This window comes from Anaeromyxobacter sp. Red801 (assembly GCF_049201065.2).
Classification (GTDB): domain Bacteria; phylum Myxococcota; class Myxococcia; order Myxococcales; family Anaeromyxobacteraceae; genus Anaeromyxobacter.
In genome coordinates, this window is the sequence record NZ_CM181236.1 from 1,866,374 (window position 1) to 1,884,203 (window position 17,830).

Sequence of the window (17,830 nt, forward strand, 5' to 3'; positions counted from 1 at the left end):
CGGAAATGCCCGTCGCCGCCGCCGGTTGAACCGGTGAGCGGCAGGACGCATCCGGGTGGCGCTCCCGCCTGGGTCCTGCTATCACCCGGGCGCTCGTGACCACGGAAACCTCTCCCAGGAACGCGCCGGTGCTCGCCTACCCGCTGGGCGACGCGCTCTACCTGAACGTCACCAGCGGCTGCACCCTCGCCTGCACGTTCTGCCCGAAGATCCGCGACGACGACTTCACCGTGGGTGGATTCGACCTGCGGCTGGCGCGCAACCCGGACGCCGACGAGGTCTGGCGCGCGATCGGGGAGGTTGGCCTGGAGGGGCGCTCCGAGGTCTGCTTCACCGGCTTCGGCGAGCCGACGCGCCGGCTGGAGGTGGTGCTCGAGCTCGCGCGGCGCCTCCGCGCGGCGGGCGCGCGCCGGATCCGGCTCGACACCGACGGGCTCGCGAACCTGCGCGAGGGGCGCGACGTCGTGCCGGAGCTCGCGGCCGCCGGCGTCGGCGCGGTGTCGGTGTCGCTGAACGCGCCCGACGCGGCGACCTACGCGCGCATCTGCCCGAGCCGCTACGGGGAGGCGGCGTACGAGGCGGTGAAGGCGTTCATCCGGGCCGCGGTCGGCGTCATCCCGGACGTCGCCGCGAGCGCGGTGGCGATGCCGGGCATCTCCGAGGCGGCGTGCAGGGCGGTGGCGGAGTCGCTCGGCGCCCGCTTTCGTTGGCGCCCGTACGACCGGGTGGGGCGTATCCCGTCCTCGGCGGGGTCGGCCCGGGTGGGCTGAAGCTGCGGAAGCCCGGGGGAGTAACGGGGTTTTTCAGGTGTCGGCGTCAGGACTTGGCCTCGGGTAGTCACTGGACCTCGGGGCGAGAATGGTGCATAACCTGCGGACCGACGCAGGGTTTGCGCAGGTCAGGAGCGGCATGAGCATGCCTAATGTGGGCGCCCGGCCGGGCAAGGAACGGATCCTGGTGGTGGACGACGAGCAGAACGCTCGCGTCGCGCTTCGGACCATCCTGAGCGAGGAGGGGTACGAGATCGCCGAGGCCGCGGACGGCGAGGAGGCCCTGGCGCTGCTCCCCGGGTTCGCGCCGGCGGCGGTGCTCGCCGACGTGCGGATGCCCCGGATGGACGGCATCAACCTGCTGCGCCGCGCGCGCGAGCAGGGCTCCGACGCGGTGTTCGTGATGATGACCGCGTTCGCGAGCGTCGAGGCCGCCGTCGAGGCGATGCGCGCCGGCGCCGAGAACTACCTCGTCAAGCCGCTCGACGTGAACGCGGTGCTGGTGGTGCTGGAGAAGGCGCTCGAGAAGCTGCGCCTCCAGCGCGACACCGCGAACCTGCGCGAGCGCGTGCGCGAGCGGTACCGGTTCCACAACATCGTCGGCGACGCGCCCGAGCTGCACGCGGTCTACGAGGTGGTGAAGCGCGCCGCGCCCACCCGGGCCACCGTGCTGATCCTGGGCGAGTCGGGCACCGGCAAGGAGCTGTTCGCGCAGGCGCTGCACGAGGAGTCGCCGCGGGCCGACAAGGCGTTCATCAAGGTGAACTGCGCGGCGCTCTCCGAGACGCTGCTCGAGTCCGAGCTGTTCGGCCACGAGAAGGGCGCCTTCACCGGCGCCATCGGCCGCAAGGAGGGGCGCTTCGAGCTCGCCGACGGCGGCACGCTCTTCCTCGACGAGATCGGCGACATCTCGCCGGCGCTCCAGATCAAGCTGCTCCGCGTCCTCCAGCAGCGCGAGTTCGAGCGCGTCGGCGGGACCCAGACGCTCAAGGTGGACGTGCGCCTGGTCGCCGCCACCAACCGCGACCTCGCCGCCGAGGTGAAGGCAGGGCGGTTCCGCGAGGACCTCTACTACCGGCTGAACGTGGTGGCGGTGACGCTGCCGCCGCTGCGCCAGCGCAAGGGGGACATCCCCGCGCTGGTGAGCCACTTCATCGACAAGTACTCGAAGGCGTACGGCAAGGACATCCGCGGCCTCGCGCCCGGCACGCTCAACGCGGTGCTGAGCCACGACTGGCCCGGCAACGTCCGCGAGCTGGAGAACGTGGTGGAGCGCGCGGTGGTCCTCTGCAAGGGCTCCGAGCTCACCGCCGACGACCTGCCGCCCACGCTGCGCGGCCCCCGCCCGCGCGAGCGCGCGCCGGGCGCGCTCATCCCCGGCGCCACCCTCTACGAGATCGAGCGCGAGGCGATCCTCCGCACGCTCGAGATGGTGGGCGGCTCCACCTCGCGCGCGGCCGAGATCCTCGGGATCAGCGTCCGCAAGATCCAGTACCGGCTGAAGGAGTACGCGGCCGGCGGGCGCGAGGGCGCGGCGGGGCACGACCACCACCACGACGCCGAGCACGAGCCCGAGAAGGCCGGCGGGATGGAGTAGGGCGCGGCCCGCGCGCTCACTGCGCGCGCGGGAGCCGCAGCGTGAAGCGCGCGCCGCCCTCCGGGCTGTCCTCGATCCGGATGGTGCCCCCGTGCTGCGTGACGATCGCGTGCACGATGGAGAGCCCCAGGCCGGAGCCGCGCGCCTTGGTGGTGAAGAACGGCTCGAAGATGCGGTCGCGCTGGTCGGGCGAGACGCCCGGGCCGTCGTCGTCGATGAGGATGTCCACCATCGGCGACGCGTCGGGGTGGTCCACGTCGGCGGGCGCGGGCCGGCAGGAGACCCGGACCAGCCCGCGCGCGTCCACCGCCTCGAGCGCGTTCAGGCACAGGTTCACCAGCACCTGCCGCAGCCGCTCCTCGTCGCCCGCGACCGGCGGCACCGGCTCGAGCTCGCGCTCCAGGCGGACGCCGCGGCGCTCGGCCTCGCCGCCGAGCAGGTCCACCACCTTCGTGATCACCGGCGCGACCTCGATGGCCTTGCGGACGAACTCGCGCGGGCGGGCGAACTGGAGGAAGTCCTCGAGGATGTGATCGAGCCGGCGGATCTCGTCCTTCACCAGCGTGAGCGGCTCGAGCAGCGGCCCCTGCCGCTCCGCCTCGAGCTTCTGGACGCGCCGCTCCAGCACCGAGAGCTGGAGCGCGGCGGCGTTGAGCGGGTTGCGGATCTCGTGCGAGAGCCCGGCGGTCATGGTGCCGACGGCGGCCAGCTTCTCGGCCATCTGCGCGCGGCTGGCGAGGTCGCGCTTCTCCTGGTGCAGGCGCACCTGCCGCATGGCCTGCTCCACCGTCAGCAGCAGCTCCTGGGTGGCGCACGGCTTCACCAGGTACGCGCAGGCGCCGGCGCGCACCGCCGCCACCGCCGACTCCAGCGTGGCGAACCCGGTGAGCAGCACCACCTCGCCGTTCGGCGACAGCTCCTTCAGCCGCGGCGCGAGCGCGGTCCCGTCGCCGTCCGGGAGCTTCAGGTCCACCAGCGCCACGTCGAAGCCCTGCTCGGCGAGCGGGAGCGCGGCGGCGCAGCTCCCGGCGCCGGCCACCGCGTACCCGGCGCCCTCCAGGATCTCGGACAGGTTGTCCACCAGGCTGGCGTTGTCGTCCACCACCAGCACGCGCGGCCGCCGCGGCCCGTTGCCGTGCTTCACGGGCCGGGCACCGCGGAGGGGGCGCGCGCGCCGTGGAGCCGCTCCACCGCGGCGAGCAGCGCGGCGGTGTCGAACGGCTTGTGGAAGAAGCCCTGGTGCGGGAGCGCCGGCCATGCGTCGTGGTGGGCGGTGACGACGATCATGGGGAGGCCGGGGTACTTGGCCGCGAGCCGCTGCATGGCCGCGCCGTCCGGGCCGCCGGGCACGCGCAGGTCGACCAGCGCGCAGAACGGCTGCACCGGCCCGAGCCGCTCGGTCTCCAGCACCGAGGCGGCGGTCACCGCCGCGAAGCCGCGCGAGCGCAGCGCCTCGCAGAGGTTGTCGGCGAGCCGGGGATCGTCCTCCACCACCACCGCCAGGCCGTCGCGCCGGGCCGCCTCGAGCAGCTCCACCAGGTACGCCGCGTTCACCGGCTTCTGCAGCACCGCCACCAGCCCCTCGCGCCGCGCGGCGTCGAGGTCGTTGTCGCCCACGTAGGCGGTGATGACCAGGGCGGGCGCGCCGGGGTCGAGGCGGCGCAGCTCGTGGACCAGCTCGGCGCCGCCCATGAGCGGCATGCGCATGTCGGTGAGGATGGCGTCGAAGCGGGTCCCGCGCGCGAGCGCCAGCGCCTCGGCGCCGTCGCCCGCGAGCGCGACCTCGTGGCCGGCGTCGCGCAGGATCTCGGCCAGGTTCTCGGCGAAGTCGCGGTTGTCGTCCACGATGAGGTAGCGGCGCATGCGGGATCCTCCGCTCAGGCGGGGAGGCGGACGGTGAACCGCGCGCCGCCCCCGGGCCGGTCCGAGTACTCCACCGAGCCGCCGTGGCGCTCGGCGATGCGCTTCACGAGCGCCAGGCCCAGGCCGATGCCCTTGTCCTTGGTGGTGATGAGCGGCTCGAACAGGCGGCGGCGCGTGGCCGGGTCCACGCCGGGGCCGGTGTCCTCGACCTCCACCTCGACCGCGCCGTCGGCGCGCCGCGCGCGGACCGTCACCGCGCCCTCCGGCGCCGCCGCGAACGCGGCGTTCTCGAGCAGGTTCACGAACACCTGCCGGAGCTGGCCCGGGTCGCCGTCCACCGGCGGCAGGCCCTCGAACCCCTCCACCGCGACCGACACGCCCGGCGCGTGCTTCACCGCGCCGGCGGCGGCGGCGACCACCTGGCCGACGTCCACCGGCTCGCGCGCCAGCGGCCGGTTGCGGATCATGTCGAGCAGGTTGGAGATGATCCCGTTCGCGACCCCGAGCTGCTCGCCGATGCGGTCCACGTGCTTGCGGGCGCGCTCGTCGTCGCCCACCCGCCCGCGCAGGATGTAGAGCGAGGTCTCGATGACGCCGAGCGGGTTGCGCAGGTCGTGCCCGATGGAGCCGACGAGCTGGCCGAACGTCGAGAGCCGCTCCACCCGCGCCTGCTGCGCGAGCAGGTCGTCGCGGTAGGTGTGCAGCATGATGGCGAGCTCGAGGTCGAGGATCTTGGCGAGCGCGTTGCGCACCCGCTCCAGCTCCGGCGGGTCGGCGTTGAAGCGCTCCCAGGAGACGCGCATCAGCTCGGTGCGGATCACGTTCATCGCGCCGAACATGTAGTGCTGCGGCAGGCCGATGCGGACGTGGACGCGGCCGATCCGCGTGCGGTGCTCCCAGTACGCCTCGTCCCACGGGCCGGTGAGCAGCGTGTCCATCCACGCGATGAGCGTCACCTTGAGGTGGCCCACCCGGCTCTCGCCGCCCACGAGCGCGGTGCGCGCGCCCTCGTGCCCGAGGATGCGGTCATAGAAGACCTGGGCGATCCGGTCGAGCTGCGGCGCCGCCGCGCCGTGCAGGGCGCGGAGCGCCCGCTCGTCCCCGGCGTCGAAGTGGACGTAGCGCTTCAGCTCCTCGAGCACGGTCTCGGGCATTCGACCCGTATGTAAGGGGGACCCGGGCGGCCGGTCAACGCGCGTTGCCCCGGGCGGGCCGGCGGGCGCCGGCCCCGGTGGAGCCCTAGGCCTGGCCGGCCCGCTCCCGCGCCTTGACGGCCTCGGAGACCAGATCGAGGTCGCGGACCACGTCGGCGGCGAAGCGCACGAAGTCGGCCTCGGTGACGATGCCGACCAGCAGCCCGTCCTCCTCGCACACCGGGAGGCAGCCGAACTTCCGCTCCAGCATGAGGCGCGCGGCGTGGGCCAGCCCGGTGCCGGGGCGCACCGCCACGGGCTCGCGCGTCATCACCTCGGAGACCGCGCGGTCGCGGGCCGCCGGCGCGCCGGCCTGGCCGGAGCGGAGCAGGTCGCGCTGCGTGAGGAGGCCGACCAGCTTGCGCTCGCGGACGACCGGCAGGTGCCGGATCCCGCCCAGCTTGAGCAGGGACTCGGCCAGCGCGAGGTCGTCGCTCTCGCGCACGGTGACGAGGTCCCTGGTCATGAAGTCCGCCACCGAGATCATGAGGCCTCCGCGCGCGTCGCGCGCGCGGCGAGTGTAACCCGGGACCGGGCGCGCGGCATCGCCTCAGCGGACCACCAGCACCGGCTTCGAGCTGATGTGCACCAGGCGGTCGGAGACGCTGCCCAGGAACATCCGGGCCACCGCGCCGTAGCCGCGGCTGCCGACCACCACCATGCCGACGTCCACCGCCGCGGCCTCCTCGGCGATGGCCTCGGCCGGGGAGCCGTAGAGCACGGTGGTGGACACGTCCAGCCCCGGCTCCTCCAGCGCCTTCACGGCCTTCTCCAGCAGCGCGTCCGCGTAGGCGCGGTGCTCCTTCTCGACCTCGGCGATGGTGAGCCCGTAGACGTCGGGGGAGGAGCAGCTTCGGGACCACGTGCACCAGGGTCAGCTTCGCCCCGAAGCGCAGCGCCACGTCCGCCGCCATCCGCGCCGCCTTCAGCGAGGTGTCCGAGCCGTCCACCGCCACCAGGATCCGCTTCATGGCCGCTCCCCTCCGGTTCAGGCACGCCTTCCCCCTTCAAGGGGGATGCCGGCGCGGGCAGGGGAAGGAGGCGGGACGCTCGGGCGCGCCGGGCAGGTCTGCGAGCCTCGCCCGCTCCAGCGTCCGACCGGTCACCGCGATCTCCAGGCTCGCCCGGAACGCTCGCCGGGCGAATCGCGGGTGCCGTGCGGGCGCCTGGGCTCCCCCGCCTGTGCGGGTGGCTCCAGCAAGTCTGCCCGGGTTGCGCGAGACGCGTCCCTGGAAGAACGGAGAGCAACGGAGAGGCCAGCCGCGATGGGTGCGGCGCCGGGTAAGGCGGGGAGGTGGGCCGGGCCGGCCCGGTGGGCCGGGGGAGGGGGAAACGGCGGTCGGACGCGGGGTCGGCCCCAGGGCTCGCGCACCGGCGCGCAGCCCGCGGCGCGCGGGCGCCGGGGGAGGCGTGCGCGTGCGGCGGCGCCACGCCGGGCGACGGCGCAGGGTCCGCGCGCGACGCCCGGTGGCCGGCGTGTGCGCGGTGGCGCACCCGCGATGCGGCACCGCCGGTGCCCAGGGGCACCGGCGGCCGTGGAACGAGGCTGGCGGGGAGGCGAGGGCGGCGGACGCCGCGCCTCGATCAAGCCTGCTTCGAGCCCTGGTCCGACGACGACTGCGTCGGGGTGCTGCCGTTGCCGGAGGCGGTGGGCTTCTCGTCCTCGCCGCCGAACGCCTTCTTGAAGCTGCGGATGCCCTGGCCGAGCCCCGCGCCGAGCGCCGGGAGCCTGCTCGCGCCGAACAGGATCACGACGATCGCGAGGATGAGCAGCAGCTCCGGCATTCTGAGACCGAACATGGGGGTGTTCCTTTCGTCGCCTGACGCGCTCCTCTTCTAACAGGGATCAGGCCGCGTTGTCTTCCATCGCGAGCGCGGCGAGGCGACGCTGATCGAGGACCTTCACGCCCCGCGACGCGTCCACCACGCCGTCCTTCTCGAGCTTGGTGAGGCAGCGGGAGAGCGTCTCCGGGCGCATCCCGAGGAGGCGCGCGACCACCTGCTTGCGCACCGCGTTGGGCCTGTCGGCGAGGAACCTCGCATGGGCGAGCGCGAACCGGGCCACGCGCGAGAGGCAGTCGCCCTGGCGCCAGTTGACCTCGTCGCGCTGCTGCCGCGACTCGGTGAGCAGCAGGTCGAGCACCACGCGCGCGGCGCTCTTGTCCGGGCCCACCCACTGCGAGAGCGCGTCGCCGCCGATGCCGCAGATCTTCACGCGGGAGAGCGCGCGCACCTCGAACGGCGAGGGCTCGGCCTGCATCGCCTCGGTGCAGAGCAGCGAGCTCGGGCCGCGGAGCGACAGCAGCAGCTCGGAGCCGCGCGGCGAGACCGCCGAGAGGGCCACGAAGCCCTCCTTGACGAAGTAGACGGTGCGCGGGCGCTCGCCCTGGGCGCAGATCGTCGCACCCGATTCGCGGGTGGTCGGCGTCAGCCGGCAGCGGCCCTGGGACGCGATCCCGAGCGAGCAGGAGCCGCAGTCCGAGACGGGAGTGTTGGAGAGCACGGCGGGATCCTCCGATGGCGAACGGCGCCTTGATCGGCGTCTGTTTGCACGAGCTAGGCCCGCGAGAGAGCGGGGTTTTGCCCGCCTGCTGCCGCAGACGTTGCGCTTTGGCCCGGATCAATACTCGCCCGGCGCACCTTTTGCGATCGGGTCGTCTCGCGATCGCCTCGTCGCGGCGCAGCCACGTGGCATGATGCGGTCCACGATGGACAGGCTCCTCCGCATCCGCGACGGCATCCTCGCCGCGCTGCTCCCGGTCGGCGCCGAGGACGTTCCCTCCGAGGAGGCGCTCGGCCGCTGGCTCGCCTCCCCCGCGCTGGCGAGCGTCCCGGCCCCGCCGCACACCTGCGCCGCCATGGACGGCTACGCGGTGCGCGCCGCGGACGTGACCGCGCCGGCGGTGCTCCCGGTCCGCCAGACGATCTACGCGGGCGACGTGCCCGCGGCGCCGCTCTCGCCCGGCGAGGCGGCGCGCATCTTCACGGGCGCGACGCTGCCGCAGGGCGCCGACGCGGTGGTGCGCGAGGAGGCGACGCGCGAGGAGGGCGGCGGCGTCCGCTTCCTCGAGGCGGCGCGGCGCGGCGAGCACGTGCGCCAGGCCGGCGAGGACGTGCCGGCCGGCGGGCTGGCGCTCGCGGCCGGCGTGCGCGTCGGCCCGCGCCAGGCGGCGCTGCTGCGCGCGGTGGGCGGGCCGGTCGTGTCGGTGCGGCGGCGGCCGCGCGTGGCGGTGCTCTCCACCGGCGACGAGGTGGTATCCGGCCGCACGCCGGACTCGAACGGCGAGGCGGTGGCGGGGCTGATCCGGGCGATCGGCGCGGACGTCGAGCGGCGCCCGGTGCCGGACCGGCTCGAGGCGGTGGTGGCCGCGATCCGCGAGGCGCTCGCGAGCGCCGACGCGGTGGTCACCATCGGCGGCGTGTCGATCGGCGCGCGCGACCTGGTCCCGGAGGCGCTCGCGCACCTGCAGGCCGACGTGCGCGTCCACGGCGTGCCCATGAAGCCGGGCAAGCCGTTCCTGTTCGCGCTCGCCGGCGGCGCGCCGGTGCTGGGGCTGCCGGGCAGCCCGTCGGCGTGCCTGGTGGCGTTCGAGGTGTTCGCGCGCCCGGCGCTGCTGGCGCTGTGCGGCGCGGCCCGCACCGAGCGGCGGGCCGTGCCGCTGCGGCTGGCGGCGCCGGCGGAGGGGCGGCCGGGCCGGGCCCGGCTGCTGTGGGCGGCGGTGGAGCCGGGCGGGCGCGCGCGGCCGCTGGGCCGGGACTCGGCGCAGGTGCGCGGGCCGGCGCTCGCCGACGCGCTGCTGTTCGTGCCGGCCGACGCCGGCGACCTGCCGGAGGGCGCGGAGGTGGCGGCGTGGCTGCTCGAGGACTGCGCCGGGTGAGGCGGCGCGCGCCGCCCATCGTGGCGGTGAGCGGGCCGAGCGGCGTCGGGAAGACCCGCCTCCTGCGCCGGCTGGTGGCGGAGCTGGCGCGGCGCGGCCTGCGCGTCGGCATCCTCAAGCACACCGGCCACGAGCACCCGTTCGACCGCCGGGGCAAGGACACCGAGGTGCTCCGGCGCGCCGGCGCCGTGGCCGCGGCGATCGAGGGGCCTTCCGGCATGGCGTACTTCGGCCCACCCGCCGGCGGCGCGCGCGCGCTCGCCCGGATGCTGCCGCCGGTGGACCTGGTGCTCGCCGAGGGCTGGAAGCGCGAGCCGCTGCCGCGCGTCGAGGTCCACCGCCGCGGCGTGTCGCCGGAGTTCCTGTGCGCGCGCGACCGGCGCGTGTTCGCGGTGGTGACCGACGCGCCGCCCCCGCGCCCGCTGCCGGCGTTCGATGCGGACGACGCGTCCGGGCTCGCGGACCTCCTCTGCACGCGCTGGCGGCTCGGGCCCGCGCCGCGGCGCACCGCGGGCGGGCGGTCCGCGGCGCCGCGCCGGCGCGGGTGATACAACCGATCGCGATGCCCGCGCTCCTGTGCCCGATCCTCCTGTCCGCGGCCCTGGCCGCCGAACCCGCGCCCGCGCCGCCGCCCGCCGATCCGTTCCTGCGCCAGTACGCGGAGACCCGCGGCTTCCGCGCCGGGCGGCCCACCGCCGTCCAGCTCTCGCCCGACGGTCGCGCCGCGCTGTTCCTCCGGTCCGGGCCGCGGTCGCGCGCGCAGGCGCTCCTCGAGACCGACCTCGCCACCGGGGCCACCCGCAGGCTGGTCGAGGCCGACGGCGCCGGGGCGCTCACGCCCGAGGAGGCGGCGCGCCTGGAGCGGCAGCGGATCACCGGCCGCGGCATCACGCACTTCGTGCTCTCGCGCGACGGCGCGCACGTCGTGTACGGGCTGGGCGGGCGCCTGTGGCTGCTGGACCGGGCCGCCGGCCGCGCCGCCCCGCTGCCCGGCTCCGAGGGCGCCCTCGATCCGCGCTTCTCGCCGGACGGCCGGGCGCTCGCGTACGTGAAGCGCGGCGACCTGTACGTGCGCGCGGTGCCGGGCGGGACCGAGCGGCGGCTGACCCGCGCCCGCGGGCGGGACGTCACGAACGGCCTCGCCGAGTTCGTGGCGCAGGAGGAGATGGACCGCGACGAGGGCTACTGGTGGTCGCCGGACGGGCGGCGGATCGCCTACGCCGAGGTGGACGAGTCGGCGGTGGAGCGGCGGATGCTCTGCGACCCGGCGCGCCCGGCGCGGCCGTGCGAGGCGCGCGCCTACCCGCGCGCCGGCACGCCCAACGCCGCGGTTCGCCTGAAGGTGGTCGCGGTGGCGGGCGGCCGCGCGGTCGAGATGAGATGGGACGCGGCCCGCTATCCGTACCTCGCCGCGGTGCGCTGGGCGAGAGGCGGCCCGCTCGCCCTCGTCGTGCAGGACCGGCTCCAGAAGGAGGAGCGGGTGCTCGCGGCCGATCCCGCCACCGGCAGGACCCGCACGCTGCTCGTCGAGCGCGACGACGCCTGGCTGGACCTGTGGCCCGGCATGCCGGCGTTCCTCCCCGACGGCCGCTTCTGGTGGGTGACGGAGCGGGGCGGCGCGCCGGAGGTGGAGCTGCGCGCGGCCGACGGCGCCCGCCTCGAGGTGTCGGTCCCGCGGGCGCTCGGGTACGCGGCGTTCGCCGGGGTGGAGGGCGGCGCGCTGGTGTTCGCGGGCGCGCCGGATCCCACGCGCGAGGAGCTGTACCGGGTGCGACCCGGCACGCCGCCGGAGCGGCTCGCGCTCGGCGAGCCTGGGCCGGCGACGCGCCGGGCGGCCCTGGCGCCCGGCGGCGGGACCCTCGCGGTGACCTGGAGCACGCTGCGCCGGCTGCCGGTCACCGCCGTGTTCGGCGCCGACGGCTCGCGCCTGGCGGTGCTGCCGAGCGTCGCGGAGGAGCCCGCGTTCGTGCCCACCACCGAGCTGCGGCAGCTCGGCGGCGCGGACGGGATCCGGGCGGCGGTGCTGCGGCCGCGCGCGCTCGGCGCCGGAGCGCGGCTGCCGGTGGTGGTCGAGGTGTACGGCGGCCCGGTGCCGGCCTGGTACGTGCCGCAGGTCGCGCACCGGCCCATGCTGATCGAGCAGTGGCTGGCGGACCAGGGCTTCCTGGTGGCCGTGTTCGATGGGCGCGGCACGCCGCGCCGCGGCCGCGACTGGGAGCGCGCCATCGCCGGCGACCTCGGCACCGTGCCGCTCGAGGACCAGGTGGCCGCCCTCGAGGCGCTCGGGCGCGAGGTCCCGGAGGCCGACGTGGCGCGCGCCGGGATCACCGGGTGGTCGTTCGGCGGGTACCTGGCGGCGCTCGCGGTGATGCGGCGGCCGGATCGGTTCCGGGCGGCGGTCGCGGGCGCGCCGGTGGTGGACTGGGAGCAGTACGACACGCACTACACCGAGCGCTACCTCGGCCTGCCCGGCGAGCACCCGGAGGCGTACGCCCGGAGCGGGCTGCTCGCCTGGGCGCCGCGGCTGGACCGGCCGCTGCTCCTGCTGCACGGCACGGCCGACGACAACGTGTTCCTGTCGCACTCGCTCGCGCTGGCGGACGCGCTGTTCCTCGCCGGGCGCCCGTTCGAGCTGGTCCCGATCGCCGGCGCCACGCACTCGGTGCCGGACCCGCTCGCGGCCGAGCGGCGCTGGGAGTGGACCGCCGGGTTCTTCCGGCGGGCGCTGGGCGCGGTGCGGCCGGGCCCCGCCCTCGCGCCGGCGCCCTGACGCCACGGCCCTGACACCACCGCCCCGGCCGGGGAGCCCCCGGCGCGCACGGACGCGCCGTGAATGCGTCCGGCGCGTACACCCGTGGTCACGGGACTGACGGTCCGTCCGCGCGGCGGTAGGTGATCCCTGCCCGGAAGCGGGCAGGGGGGCGGATGCGCGAGACCGGCGGCATGGAGGATGGGTCGGGCGAGGAGGTCGAGCTCGCCTACGGCTCGGCCGCGGCGGCGCGCCGCGACGCGGTCCCGCAGCTCGAGCACGGCCTGCTGGTCCGGACCCGCGCGCAGGTCGCGCCGGGAGCGTGGCTGCGCATCCGGCTCGGGCTCGCCGAGGAGCGCGTCGAGCTGCACCTCGCCGGCGAGGTGCGCTGGACCACGCCGCTCGCGGACGGGGCGCTCGCGGCGGTGGCGCTCCGGCCCGCCTCGCACCGCGATCGCGTCCAGCTCGACCTCCTGTTCCAGCGCCGCACCGCGGGCGCCGCGCCGGAGCCGCTCGCGCCCGGCGACGCCGGCGAGGCCGGGCCGCTCACCGCCGCCCTGTTCGCGCCGGACCCGCTGCTCCGGGCCGGCCTGGCCGAGGCGCTGGAGGCGCTGGGTCGCCAGGGCGGGCGGCCGGTGGTGGTCGCGGCCGCCGCGGACCCCACCGCGCTGGTCCGGGCCCTCTCGGCGGCGCCGCCCGGCCTGGCGGTGCTGGACTGCGACGCGCTGGGGGCCGCCGCGGCGCCGCTGCTCGCGGCGATCCGCGGCCACGCCGGCTGCGCGCTGCTGCCCGTGGTCCTGCTCGCCGGGGATGGCGCGAGCGACGCCGAGGACGCGCACGCGGTGGTGCTCGCGAAGCCGGTGGACCTGCGCCGGTTCGGCGAGCTGGCGGCGGCGCTGCTCGGCGCCGGCGGCCCGTGTCAGCGGTGCGACGCGCCGGGCGCGCCAGCGGCCTGACGCGCGCGCAAGGTCGCGCCGCGACGGGCGATCGCCGCGGCGGCACCGTCCTTGCTCCGGGGCGGGGGATGGCCAGGGTGAAGGTCTCGCTGTGCCTCATCGCGAAGGACGAGGAGCGGATGCTCCCCGGGTGCCTCGAGTCGGTCCGCGGCGTCGCCGACGAGATCGTGCTGGTGGACACCGGCTCGACCGACCGGACCCGCGAGCTGGCGCGGGCCGCCGGCGCGAGGGTGCTGGAGCGCCCCTGGGACGACGACTTCGCCGCCCCCCGCAACCTAGCCGCCGCGCACGCCACCGGCGACTGGATCCTGCCGCTCGACGCGGACGAGCGGCTCGCCCCGGCGGCGGGCGCGGCGCTGCGGCGGGCGCTGCGCGGGGCGGCCTTCGACGTGGGGCTGGTCCGCTGCCACAACGCCGACGCGCCCGATGCGCCGGCGGCCGAGGTCCTCTCCGGCGCGCGCCGCGCCGGGCCGCCCGCCCTGCTGCCGCGCGTGGTGCGGCGCGCGCCCGGCCTGCGCTGGGCGGGGCGGATCCACGAGAGCGTGCTGGACTGGGCCGCGGCGCGCGGCGGGCGGATCGTCCCGCTCGACCTCGACGTCGTGCACCTCGGCTACGCGAAGGAGATCTGGGACGGGCGCGGCAAGCGCGCGCGCAACCTGGCCCTGCTGCGCCGGCGCGCCGAGGAGGAGCCGGACAGCATCATCGCGCTCGGCTACCTCGCGGCGGAGCTGCTCGCGCTCGGTCAGGCGGAGGAGGCCGGGGAGGTCGCGGATCGCGCCTGGGCCGCGCTGGGCCGCCAGCCGCGCCACCGCTCCATCCGGCGCCTCGCGGTGGTGCGCGCCGCGCTCGCGGTGCGCCGCGGCGACGCCGGCGCGGCGCGGGAGGCGGTGGATCGGGCGGAGGCCGCCGGCGGCCCGAACCCGGACCTGGCGTTCTTCCGGGCGTGCGCCCTGGAGCTCTCGGCCGGCGGCACGGGCGCGCCGGACCGGGACGAGCGGCTGGCGCGGGCCGCCGCCGAGCTGCACCGCGCGCTCGCGCTCCTGGAGGGCGGGGTGTTCGAGCAGGTGATCTACGCGCAGCGGGCGCGGGTGCTGGCGCGGCTGGGCGCGGTCGAGCTGCGGGCCGGCCGGCCGCAGGCGGCGCGCGCGGCGCTCCGCGCGGCGCGCAGCCCGGGACGGCCCGCCGACGCGCTGCCGCCGCCGGAGGCGATCGAGGCGGCGGCCGGCGAGGCCGAGGCGCTGGTGGCGCTGGGGCGGGCCGGGGAGGCGCTCGCGGCGGTCGAGCCGGCGCTGGCCGGGGGCGGGACGCCGCGCGCCTGGGCCGCCGCGGCCCGGGCCGCGCACGCGCTGGGCGCGCTGGACGACGCGCGGCTGTTCCTGGCGCGCGCGCGGGCGGCGCCCGCCGCCTGATCAGCGGCCGCCCGCGGCGAGCCGCGCGGCGGCGGCCTCGAACGCCTCGGCGATCGGGGCGAGGGCCCGCTCGGCCTCGCGCGCGGCGCGCGCGTCGCGGGCCAGCGCGGCCGCTCCGAGCCGGTCGCACACGAACCGGTAGACGGCGGCGAGCTGGTCGCACAGCTCCGGGGCGCGCGGGCGATCGAGCGTGGCGTGCAGCTCCACCACGATGTCCGACGCGAGGGTGAGGGGGCGGGCCGCCTCGGCGGCGCGGCCCTGTTCGAGCGCCTCGGCGCCGGCGCGGACGTTCCGCAGCGCGGCCTGGAACAGGAGCACCATCAGGCGCTCGGGGGAGGCGGTCTGGCGCTCGGCCTGGGTGTAGCGGCGGGCGGCTGGGTTCACGGGCGCACCTCGGGATCGGGAGGGAGGGGGCCGGGGGCGGCCCCGGGCTCGGGGCGCGGGGTCACCTTCCGGGAGGTCGGGGCGGCGGGGCGCTACCCGCCCAGCAGCTTGAGCGCGAGCTGCGGCGCCTGGTTGGCCTGGGCGAGCACCGCCACGCCGGCCTGCTGCAGGATGTTCGCGCGCGCCAGGCGCGAGGTCTCCTCGGCCACGTCGGCGTCGCGGATGCGGCTGTTCGCGGCGGAGAGCGCCTCGGCGAACGCCTGGATGTTCGCGATGGTGCTCTGGAACCGGTTGCCCACGGCGCCCAGGTCGGCGCGGCTCCGCGAGATGGTCTCGATGGCGGCGTCGAGGGTGGAGAGCGCGTCGCGCGCGCCCGCGGCGGTGGTGAAGTCGAGCGTGGAGGCGTCCAGGCCGAGCGCGGCGGCGGTCGCGTCCAGGGTGGAGAAGCCGATGCGGTCGCCGCCGGACGCGTCGCGCTCCACGCCCACCTGGAACCCGAGCGCGCTGCCGGTGCCGTCCAGCAGCGGCGTCCCGTCGTATTTGGTGACCACCGCGATCCGGTCGATCTCGGCCCGGAGCTGGTCGGCCTCGGCCTGCACGTAGCCGCGCTCGGCGCTGCCGATGCCGTCGGAGGCGGCCTGCATGGCCAGCTCGCGCAGCCGGCTCAGCACGTTGGAGGTCTCGTTCAGCGCCGCCTCGGTGGTCTGGATCACCGAGAGGCCGTCGTTGGCGTTGCGCGCCGCCTGGTTGTAGCTGCGGATCTGGGCCTCGAGCTTGGTGCTGATGGCGAGCCCGGCGGCGTCGTCGCCGGCCCGGGTGATGCGGTAGCCGGAGGACAGGCGCGACATGGAGGACTCGAGCGCGGTCTGCGTGGCGGACAGGTTCCGCTGCGCGTCCAGCGAGGCGAGGTTGGTGCGGATGGACAGGGACATGGTCGGTCTCCGGGGCGCGCCCGCCTGGACGCGACGGGCGCTTCACCCCGGGATTCGGCGCGCTCCGGCCCGGGCTTAAGGGCCGCGGCGCGGCCCGTCTCACCCGCGCCGGTAGGCGGCCGCCGCGCGACGCGAGCGCGCGGCGCGGTCGAGCGCGTCGAGCAGGCGGGCGCGGCCGGCCTCGGCGCGAGCCAGCGCGCGGCGCTGCGAGTCCACCGCCCGCGCGACCCCGCGCGGGTCGAGGCGGGCGCGCGCGGCGGCGAGCGCCTCGCAGGCGGCCGCGGCCCGGCGGACGGCGCGGGCCGCCGCGGCCACGTCGTCGCGGGCGAGCGCGGCCTCGACCTCCGCGAGCGCGTCCTCGAGCATGGTGCTCACCGCGCCTCCCCGCGGCGCGCGCCCGCGAGCAGCGGCGCCACCACGCGCTCCGCCTCGCGCGCCAGCGCGGCGTCGCCGAGCAGCGCCGCGTCGGTGAGGCGGCGCGCCGCGCGCACGCACGCCAGGGCGACCGGGCCCTCCGGCGCGTGCCCCGCACCGGGCGCGAGCGCGGCGAGGCGCACCGAGACCAGGTGGTCCACCGCCGCGCCCAGGGCGCGGACCGCGTCGGCGGGCCGGCGCGCCTCCAGGGCGGCGGCGCCGGTGCGCATCAGCGCGACGGCGCGGCGGAGGTGGGCGCCCGGGTCGGCGGGGCCGGGGCCCGGGCCGGGCCCGGCGAGGCAGGCGGTCACGATCCGCTCCCGTTCCGCGGCTGGGCGGTCTGGCTGGCGAGGAAGTTGCCGATCGACTTGAGGCCGCTGACGGTGTTCTCCATCGCGGTGAACTGCCGGATCAGGTTCTGCTGGAAGGCGTCGATGCGGAGCTGCAGCGCGGCGGCCTGGCCGTCGAGGTCCTTCACCGTGCGGCCCAGCCCCTCCTGCCGGAGCACCAGCGCGCCGTCGCCGGCGCGGGTGTGGTCCGTCACGAGCGACCTCACCACGGCCGCGAGCCCGGTGCCCGGGGTCGAGAACAGCGCGTTCACCGCGGCGGGGTCGCGCGAGAGCGCCGAGGCGAGCGTGGCGGCGTCGACGGAGAGGCTGCCGTCGCGCGCGGTCTTCACGCCGAGGTCCGCGAGCGTGCGCACGCCGGCCAGGCCGGGCACCTCGGTCACCAGCACGCGCTGGAGCCGGGCCTGGAGCGAGCGCAGCGTGGAGTCGCCGGCCAGGGTGGTGGCGCGGTCGGAGTCCTTCGCGACCGCGAGGTGGCGCTGCACCAGCCGCATCGCGCCGTTGTAGGCGTCCACCAGCTTCTGCAGCCGCGCCTGGGTGCCGTCCGCGTCGGTCCCGAGCACCAGGTCCTCCGCCGGGCCGCCCTCGGCGCCGAGCGTGAGCGTCACCCCGGGCAGCGCGTCCGCGATCACGTTGCCGGTCCGGGTGAACGTCAGGCCGTCCACCTGCACCTGCGCGTTGCGCGCGGCCTGGACCTCGGCGAGGCCGGGCGCCTGGCCGGCGGCGCCGGCGTCGGCGGTGAAGGCGATGGACAGCGCGTCCGCGGGTGTCCCGCCGAGCGGGTGGCCGGTGTCGCGGGCGGTGACGGAGAGCCAGGACGAGGTGCCGTCGTCGAGCACCACCGCGGACACCGGGGCGCCGCTCTGCCGGATGGCGTAGGCCACGTCGGCGAGGCTGGCGCCGTCCGCGACGGCGATGGGGGGGATGGCCGCGCCCTGCACGGTGAGCCGGAGGGTCCCGCCGGCCACCCCGGCGCCGGGGGCGAACGCGGCCGAGCGCCACTTGGCCGGCTGCGCGAGCGCCGTCACCGCCACCCGGTAGCTGCCGGCGATGGCGTCCGAGCCCGGCGCGGCCGAGAACGCCTTGGGGCCGGAGCGCACCTGCGTGGAGAGGACGCCGTGGTCGCCGAGGTCGGCGGCGGCGGCGGCGAGGGTGGACAGGCTGGAGATGACGTCGCCCAGCGCCGAGATCTGCGTGCGGAACGCGGCCTGCCGCTGCCGGAGCTGGTCGAGCGGCCGCGACTCCAGCTTGACGAGCTGGTCGACGATGGCGTTGGTGTCCATCCCCGAGGCGAGACCGCCCGCGCGGAACGATGCGTCCATGAAGGCCTCCGGCCGC

Annotated in this window: 19 protein-coding genes and 1 pseudogene; 7 read left to right on the top strand and 13 right to left on the bottom strand. The window is 76.9% G+C overall.

Translation table 11 applies throughout. The annotated features are described in order from the left end of the window. Positions 1-95 precede the first annotated feature (95 nt). Positions 96-770 carry a TatD family nuclease-associated radical SAM protein gene (locus ACOQFB_RS08495; protein WP_059437734.1) on the top strand — a complete coding sequence of 225 codons (675 nt, stop codon included), beginning with the start codon at positions 96-98 and terminating at the stop codon, positions 768-770. A 145-nt stretch (positions 771-915) separates the two neighbouring features. Next, positions 916-2,367: a sigma-54-dependent transcriptional regulator gene (locus ACOQFB_RS08500; protein ID WP_059437747.1), complete on the top strand. Its 1,452-nt coding sequence runs from the start codon at positions 916-918 to the stop codon at positions 2,365-2,367. 16 nt (positions 2,368-2,383) lie between these two features. On the opposite strand, the gene ACOQFB_RS08505 is transcribed toward ACOQFB_RS08500, so the two are convergent. From ACOQFB_RS08505 to ACOQFB_RS08540, 8 genes and pseudogenes are all read right to left on the bottom strand, one after another. Next, the gene (locus tag ACOQFB_RS08505; protein WP_421610194.1) at positions 2,384-3,511 is read right to left on the bottom strand and encodes a sensor histidine kinase; all 1,128 of its coding nucleotides are present in this window, start codon (positions 3,509-3,511) and stop codon (positions 2,384-2,386) included. Continuing rightward, positions 3,508-4,230, bottom strand: coding sequence for a response regulator (locus tag ACOQFB_RS08510; RefSeq protein ID WP_421610193.1), 723 nt, complete (start codon positions 4,228-4,230; stop codon positions 3,508-3,510). The genes ACOQFB_RS08505 and ACOQFB_RS08510 overlap by 4 nt, the downstream gene beginning before the upstream one ends. A 14-nt stretch (positions 4,231-4,244) precedes the next feature. Next, entirely contained in the window at positions 4,245-5,384 is a 1,140-nt protein-coding gene (locus tag ACOQFB_RS08515; RefSeq protein WP_421610192.1) for a sensor histidine kinase, read from the bottom strand. Between the two features lie 85 nt (positions 5,385-5,469). Further along, the gene (locus ACOQFB_RS08520; RefSeq protein WP_059437729.1) at positions 5,470-5,910 is read right to left on the bottom strand and encodes a CBS domain-containing protein; all 441 of its coding nucleotides are present in this window, start codon (positions 5,908-5,910) and stop codon (positions 5,470-5,472) included. Positions 5,911-5,973: 63 nt separating this feature from the next. Further along, positions 5,974-6,186 (bottom strand): universal stress protein, encoded by a 213-nt coding sequence (locus ACOQFB_RS08525; RefSeq protein ID WP_494492532.1) that lies wholly within the window; start codon positions 6,184-6,186, stop codon positions 5,974-5,976. A 133-nt stretch (positions 6,187-6,319) separates the two neighbouring features. Next, positions 6,320-6,394: pseudogene (locus ACOQFB_RS08530) on the bottom strand (universal stress protein); the annotation flags it as partial. A 613-nt stretch (positions 6,395-7,007) separates the two neighbouring features. Continuing rightward, positions 7,008-7,223 carry a twin-arginine translocase TatA/TatE family subunit gene (locus ACOQFB_RS08535; protein WP_011420389.1) on the bottom strand — a complete coding sequence of 72 codons (216 nt, stop codon included), beginning with the start codon at positions 7,221-7,223 and terminating at the stop codon, positions 7,008-7,010. A gap of 46 nt (positions 7,224-7,269) precedes the next feature. Further along, a complete protein-coding gene (locus tag ACOQFB_RS08540) occupies positions 7,270-7,926 on the bottom strand; it encodes a Crp/Fnr family transcriptional regulator (RefSeq protein WP_421610191.1) in 657 nt (218 codons plus the stop codon). A gap of 205 nt (positions 7,927-8,131) precedes the next feature. Between ACOQFB_RS08540 and ACOQFB_RS08545 the strand changes: the two genes are divergently transcribed. From ACOQFB_RS08545 to ACOQFB_RS08565, 5 genes are all read left to right on the top strand, one after another. Further along, a complete protein-coding gene (locus tag ACOQFB_RS08545) occupies positions 8,132-9,301 on the top strand; it encodes a molybdopterin molybdotransferase MoeA (protein ID WP_421610190.1) in 1,170 nt (389 codons plus the stop codon). Further along, positions 9,274-9,849, top strand: a complete 576-nt coding sequence (gene mobB, locus ACOQFB_RS08550; protein ID WP_421610189.1) for a molybdopterin-guanine dinucleotide biosynthesis protein B — start codon at positions 9,274-9,276, stop codon at positions 9,847-9,849. Before ACOQFB_RS08545 ends, mobB begins: the two co-directional genes overlap by 28 nt. A 14-nt stretch (positions 9,850-9,863) precedes the next feature. Further along, positions 9,864-12,071: a DPP IV N-terminal domain-containing protein gene (locus ACOQFB_RS08555; protein ID WP_421610188.1), complete on the top strand. Its 2,208-nt coding sequence runs from the start codon at positions 9,864-9,866 to the stop codon at positions 12,069-12,071. Positions 12,072-12,226: 155 nt separating this feature from the next. Continuing rightward, entirely contained in the window at positions 12,227-13,006 is a 780-nt protein-coding gene (locus tag ACOQFB_RS08560; RefSeq protein ID WP_421610187.1) for a PilZ domain-containing protein, read from the top strand. 68 nt (positions 13,007-13,074) lie between these two features. Next, positions 13,075-14,415, top strand: coding sequence for a glycosyltransferase (locus tag ACOQFB_RS08565; protein ID WP_421610186.1), 1,341 nt, complete (start codon positions 13,075-13,077; stop codon positions 14,413-14,415). Here ACOQFB_RS08565 and ACOQFB_RS08570 read toward each other — a convergent pair whose 3' ends face one another. The 5 genes from ACOQFB_RS08570 to fliD all read right to left on the bottom strand — a co-directional run bounded on the left by ACOQFB_RS08570 (position 14,416) and on the right by fliD (position 17,814). Beyond that, positions 14,416-14,799: a flagellar export chaperone FliS gene (locus ACOQFB_RS08570; protein ID WP_421610185.1), complete on the bottom strand. Its 384-nt coding sequence runs from the start codon at positions 14,797-14,799 to the stop codon at positions 14,416-14,418. Between the two features lie 92 nt (positions 14,800-14,891). Continuing rightward, on the bottom strand, positions 14,892-15,731 hold the full coding sequence (locus ACOQFB_RS08575; protein WP_421610184.1) for a flagellin N-terminal helical domain-containing protein: 840 nt from the start codon (positions 15,729-15,731) through the stop codon (positions 14,892-14,894). Between the two features lie 99 nt (positions 15,732-15,830). Then, complete coding sequence (locus ACOQFB_RS08580) at positions 15,831-16,106, bottom strand: hypothetical protein (RefSeq protein WP_421610183.1); 276 nt, start codon at positions 16,104-16,106, stop codon at positions 15,831-15,833. Continuing rightward, positions 16,103-16,456: a hypothetical protein gene (locus ACOQFB_RS08585; protein ID WP_421610182.1), complete on the bottom strand. Its 354-nt coding sequence runs from the start codon at positions 16,454-16,456 to the stop codon at positions 16,103-16,105. The genes ACOQFB_RS08580 and ACOQFB_RS08585 overlap by 4 nt, the downstream gene beginning before the upstream one ends. Next, the gene (gene fliD / locus ACOQFB_RS08590; RefSeq protein WP_059438794.1) at positions 16,453-17,814 is read right to left on the bottom strand and encodes a flagellar filament capping protein FliD; all 1,362 of its coding nucleotides are present in this window, start codon (positions 17,812-17,814) and stop codon (positions 16,453-16,455) included. The genes ACOQFB_RS08585 and fliD overlap by 4 nt, the downstream gene beginning before the upstream one ends. Between the last annotated feature and the right edge of the window lie 16 nt (positions 17,815-17,830).

Coding starts and splice junctions, on each gene's coding strand:
- ACOQFB_RS08500 (WP_059437747.1), top strand. CDS start 916: ATGCCTAATGTGGGCGCCCGGCCGGGCAAGGAACGGATCCTGGTGGTG.
- ACOQFB_RS08535 (WP_011420389.1), bottom strand. CDS start 7,223: ATGTTCGGTCTCAGAATGCCGGAGCTGCTGCTCATCCTCGCGATCGTC.
- ACOQFB_RS08565 (WP_421610186.1), top strand. CDS start 13,075: ATGGCCAGGGTGAAGGTCTCGCTGTGCCTCATCGCGAAGGACGAGGAG.
- ACOQFB_RS08545 (WP_421610190.1), top strand. CDS start 8,132: ATGGACAGGCTCCTCCGCATCCGCGACGGCATCCTCGCCGCGCTGCTC.
- ACOQFB_RS08555 (WP_421610188.1), top strand. CDS start 9,864: ATGCCCGCGCTCCTGTGCCCGATCCTCCTGTCCGCGGCCCTGGCCGCC.
- ACOQFB_RS08575 (WP_421610184.1), bottom strand. CDS start 15,731: ATGTCCCTGTCCATCCGCACCAACCTCGCCTCGCTGGACGCGCAGCGG.
- ACOQFB_RS08520 (WP_059437729.1), bottom strand. CDS start 5,910: ATGATCTCGGTGGCGGACTTCATGACCAGGGACCTCGTCACCGTGCGC.
- ACOQFB_RS08510 (WP_421610193.1), bottom strand. CDS start 4,230: ATGCGCCGCTACCTCATCGTGGACGACAACCGCGACTTCGCCGAGAAC.
- ACOQFB_RS08560 (WP_421610187.1), top strand. CDS start 12,227: ATGCGCGAGACCGGCGGCATGGAGGATGGGTCGGGCGAGGAGGTCGAG.
- fliD (WP_059438794.1), bottom strand. CDS start 17,814: ATGGACGCATCGTTCCGCGCGGGCGGTCTCGCCTCGGGGATGGACACC.
- ACOQFB_RS08515 (WP_421610192.1), bottom strand. CDS start 5,384: ATGCCCGAGACCGTGCTCGAGGAGCTGAAGCGCTACGTCCACTTCGAC.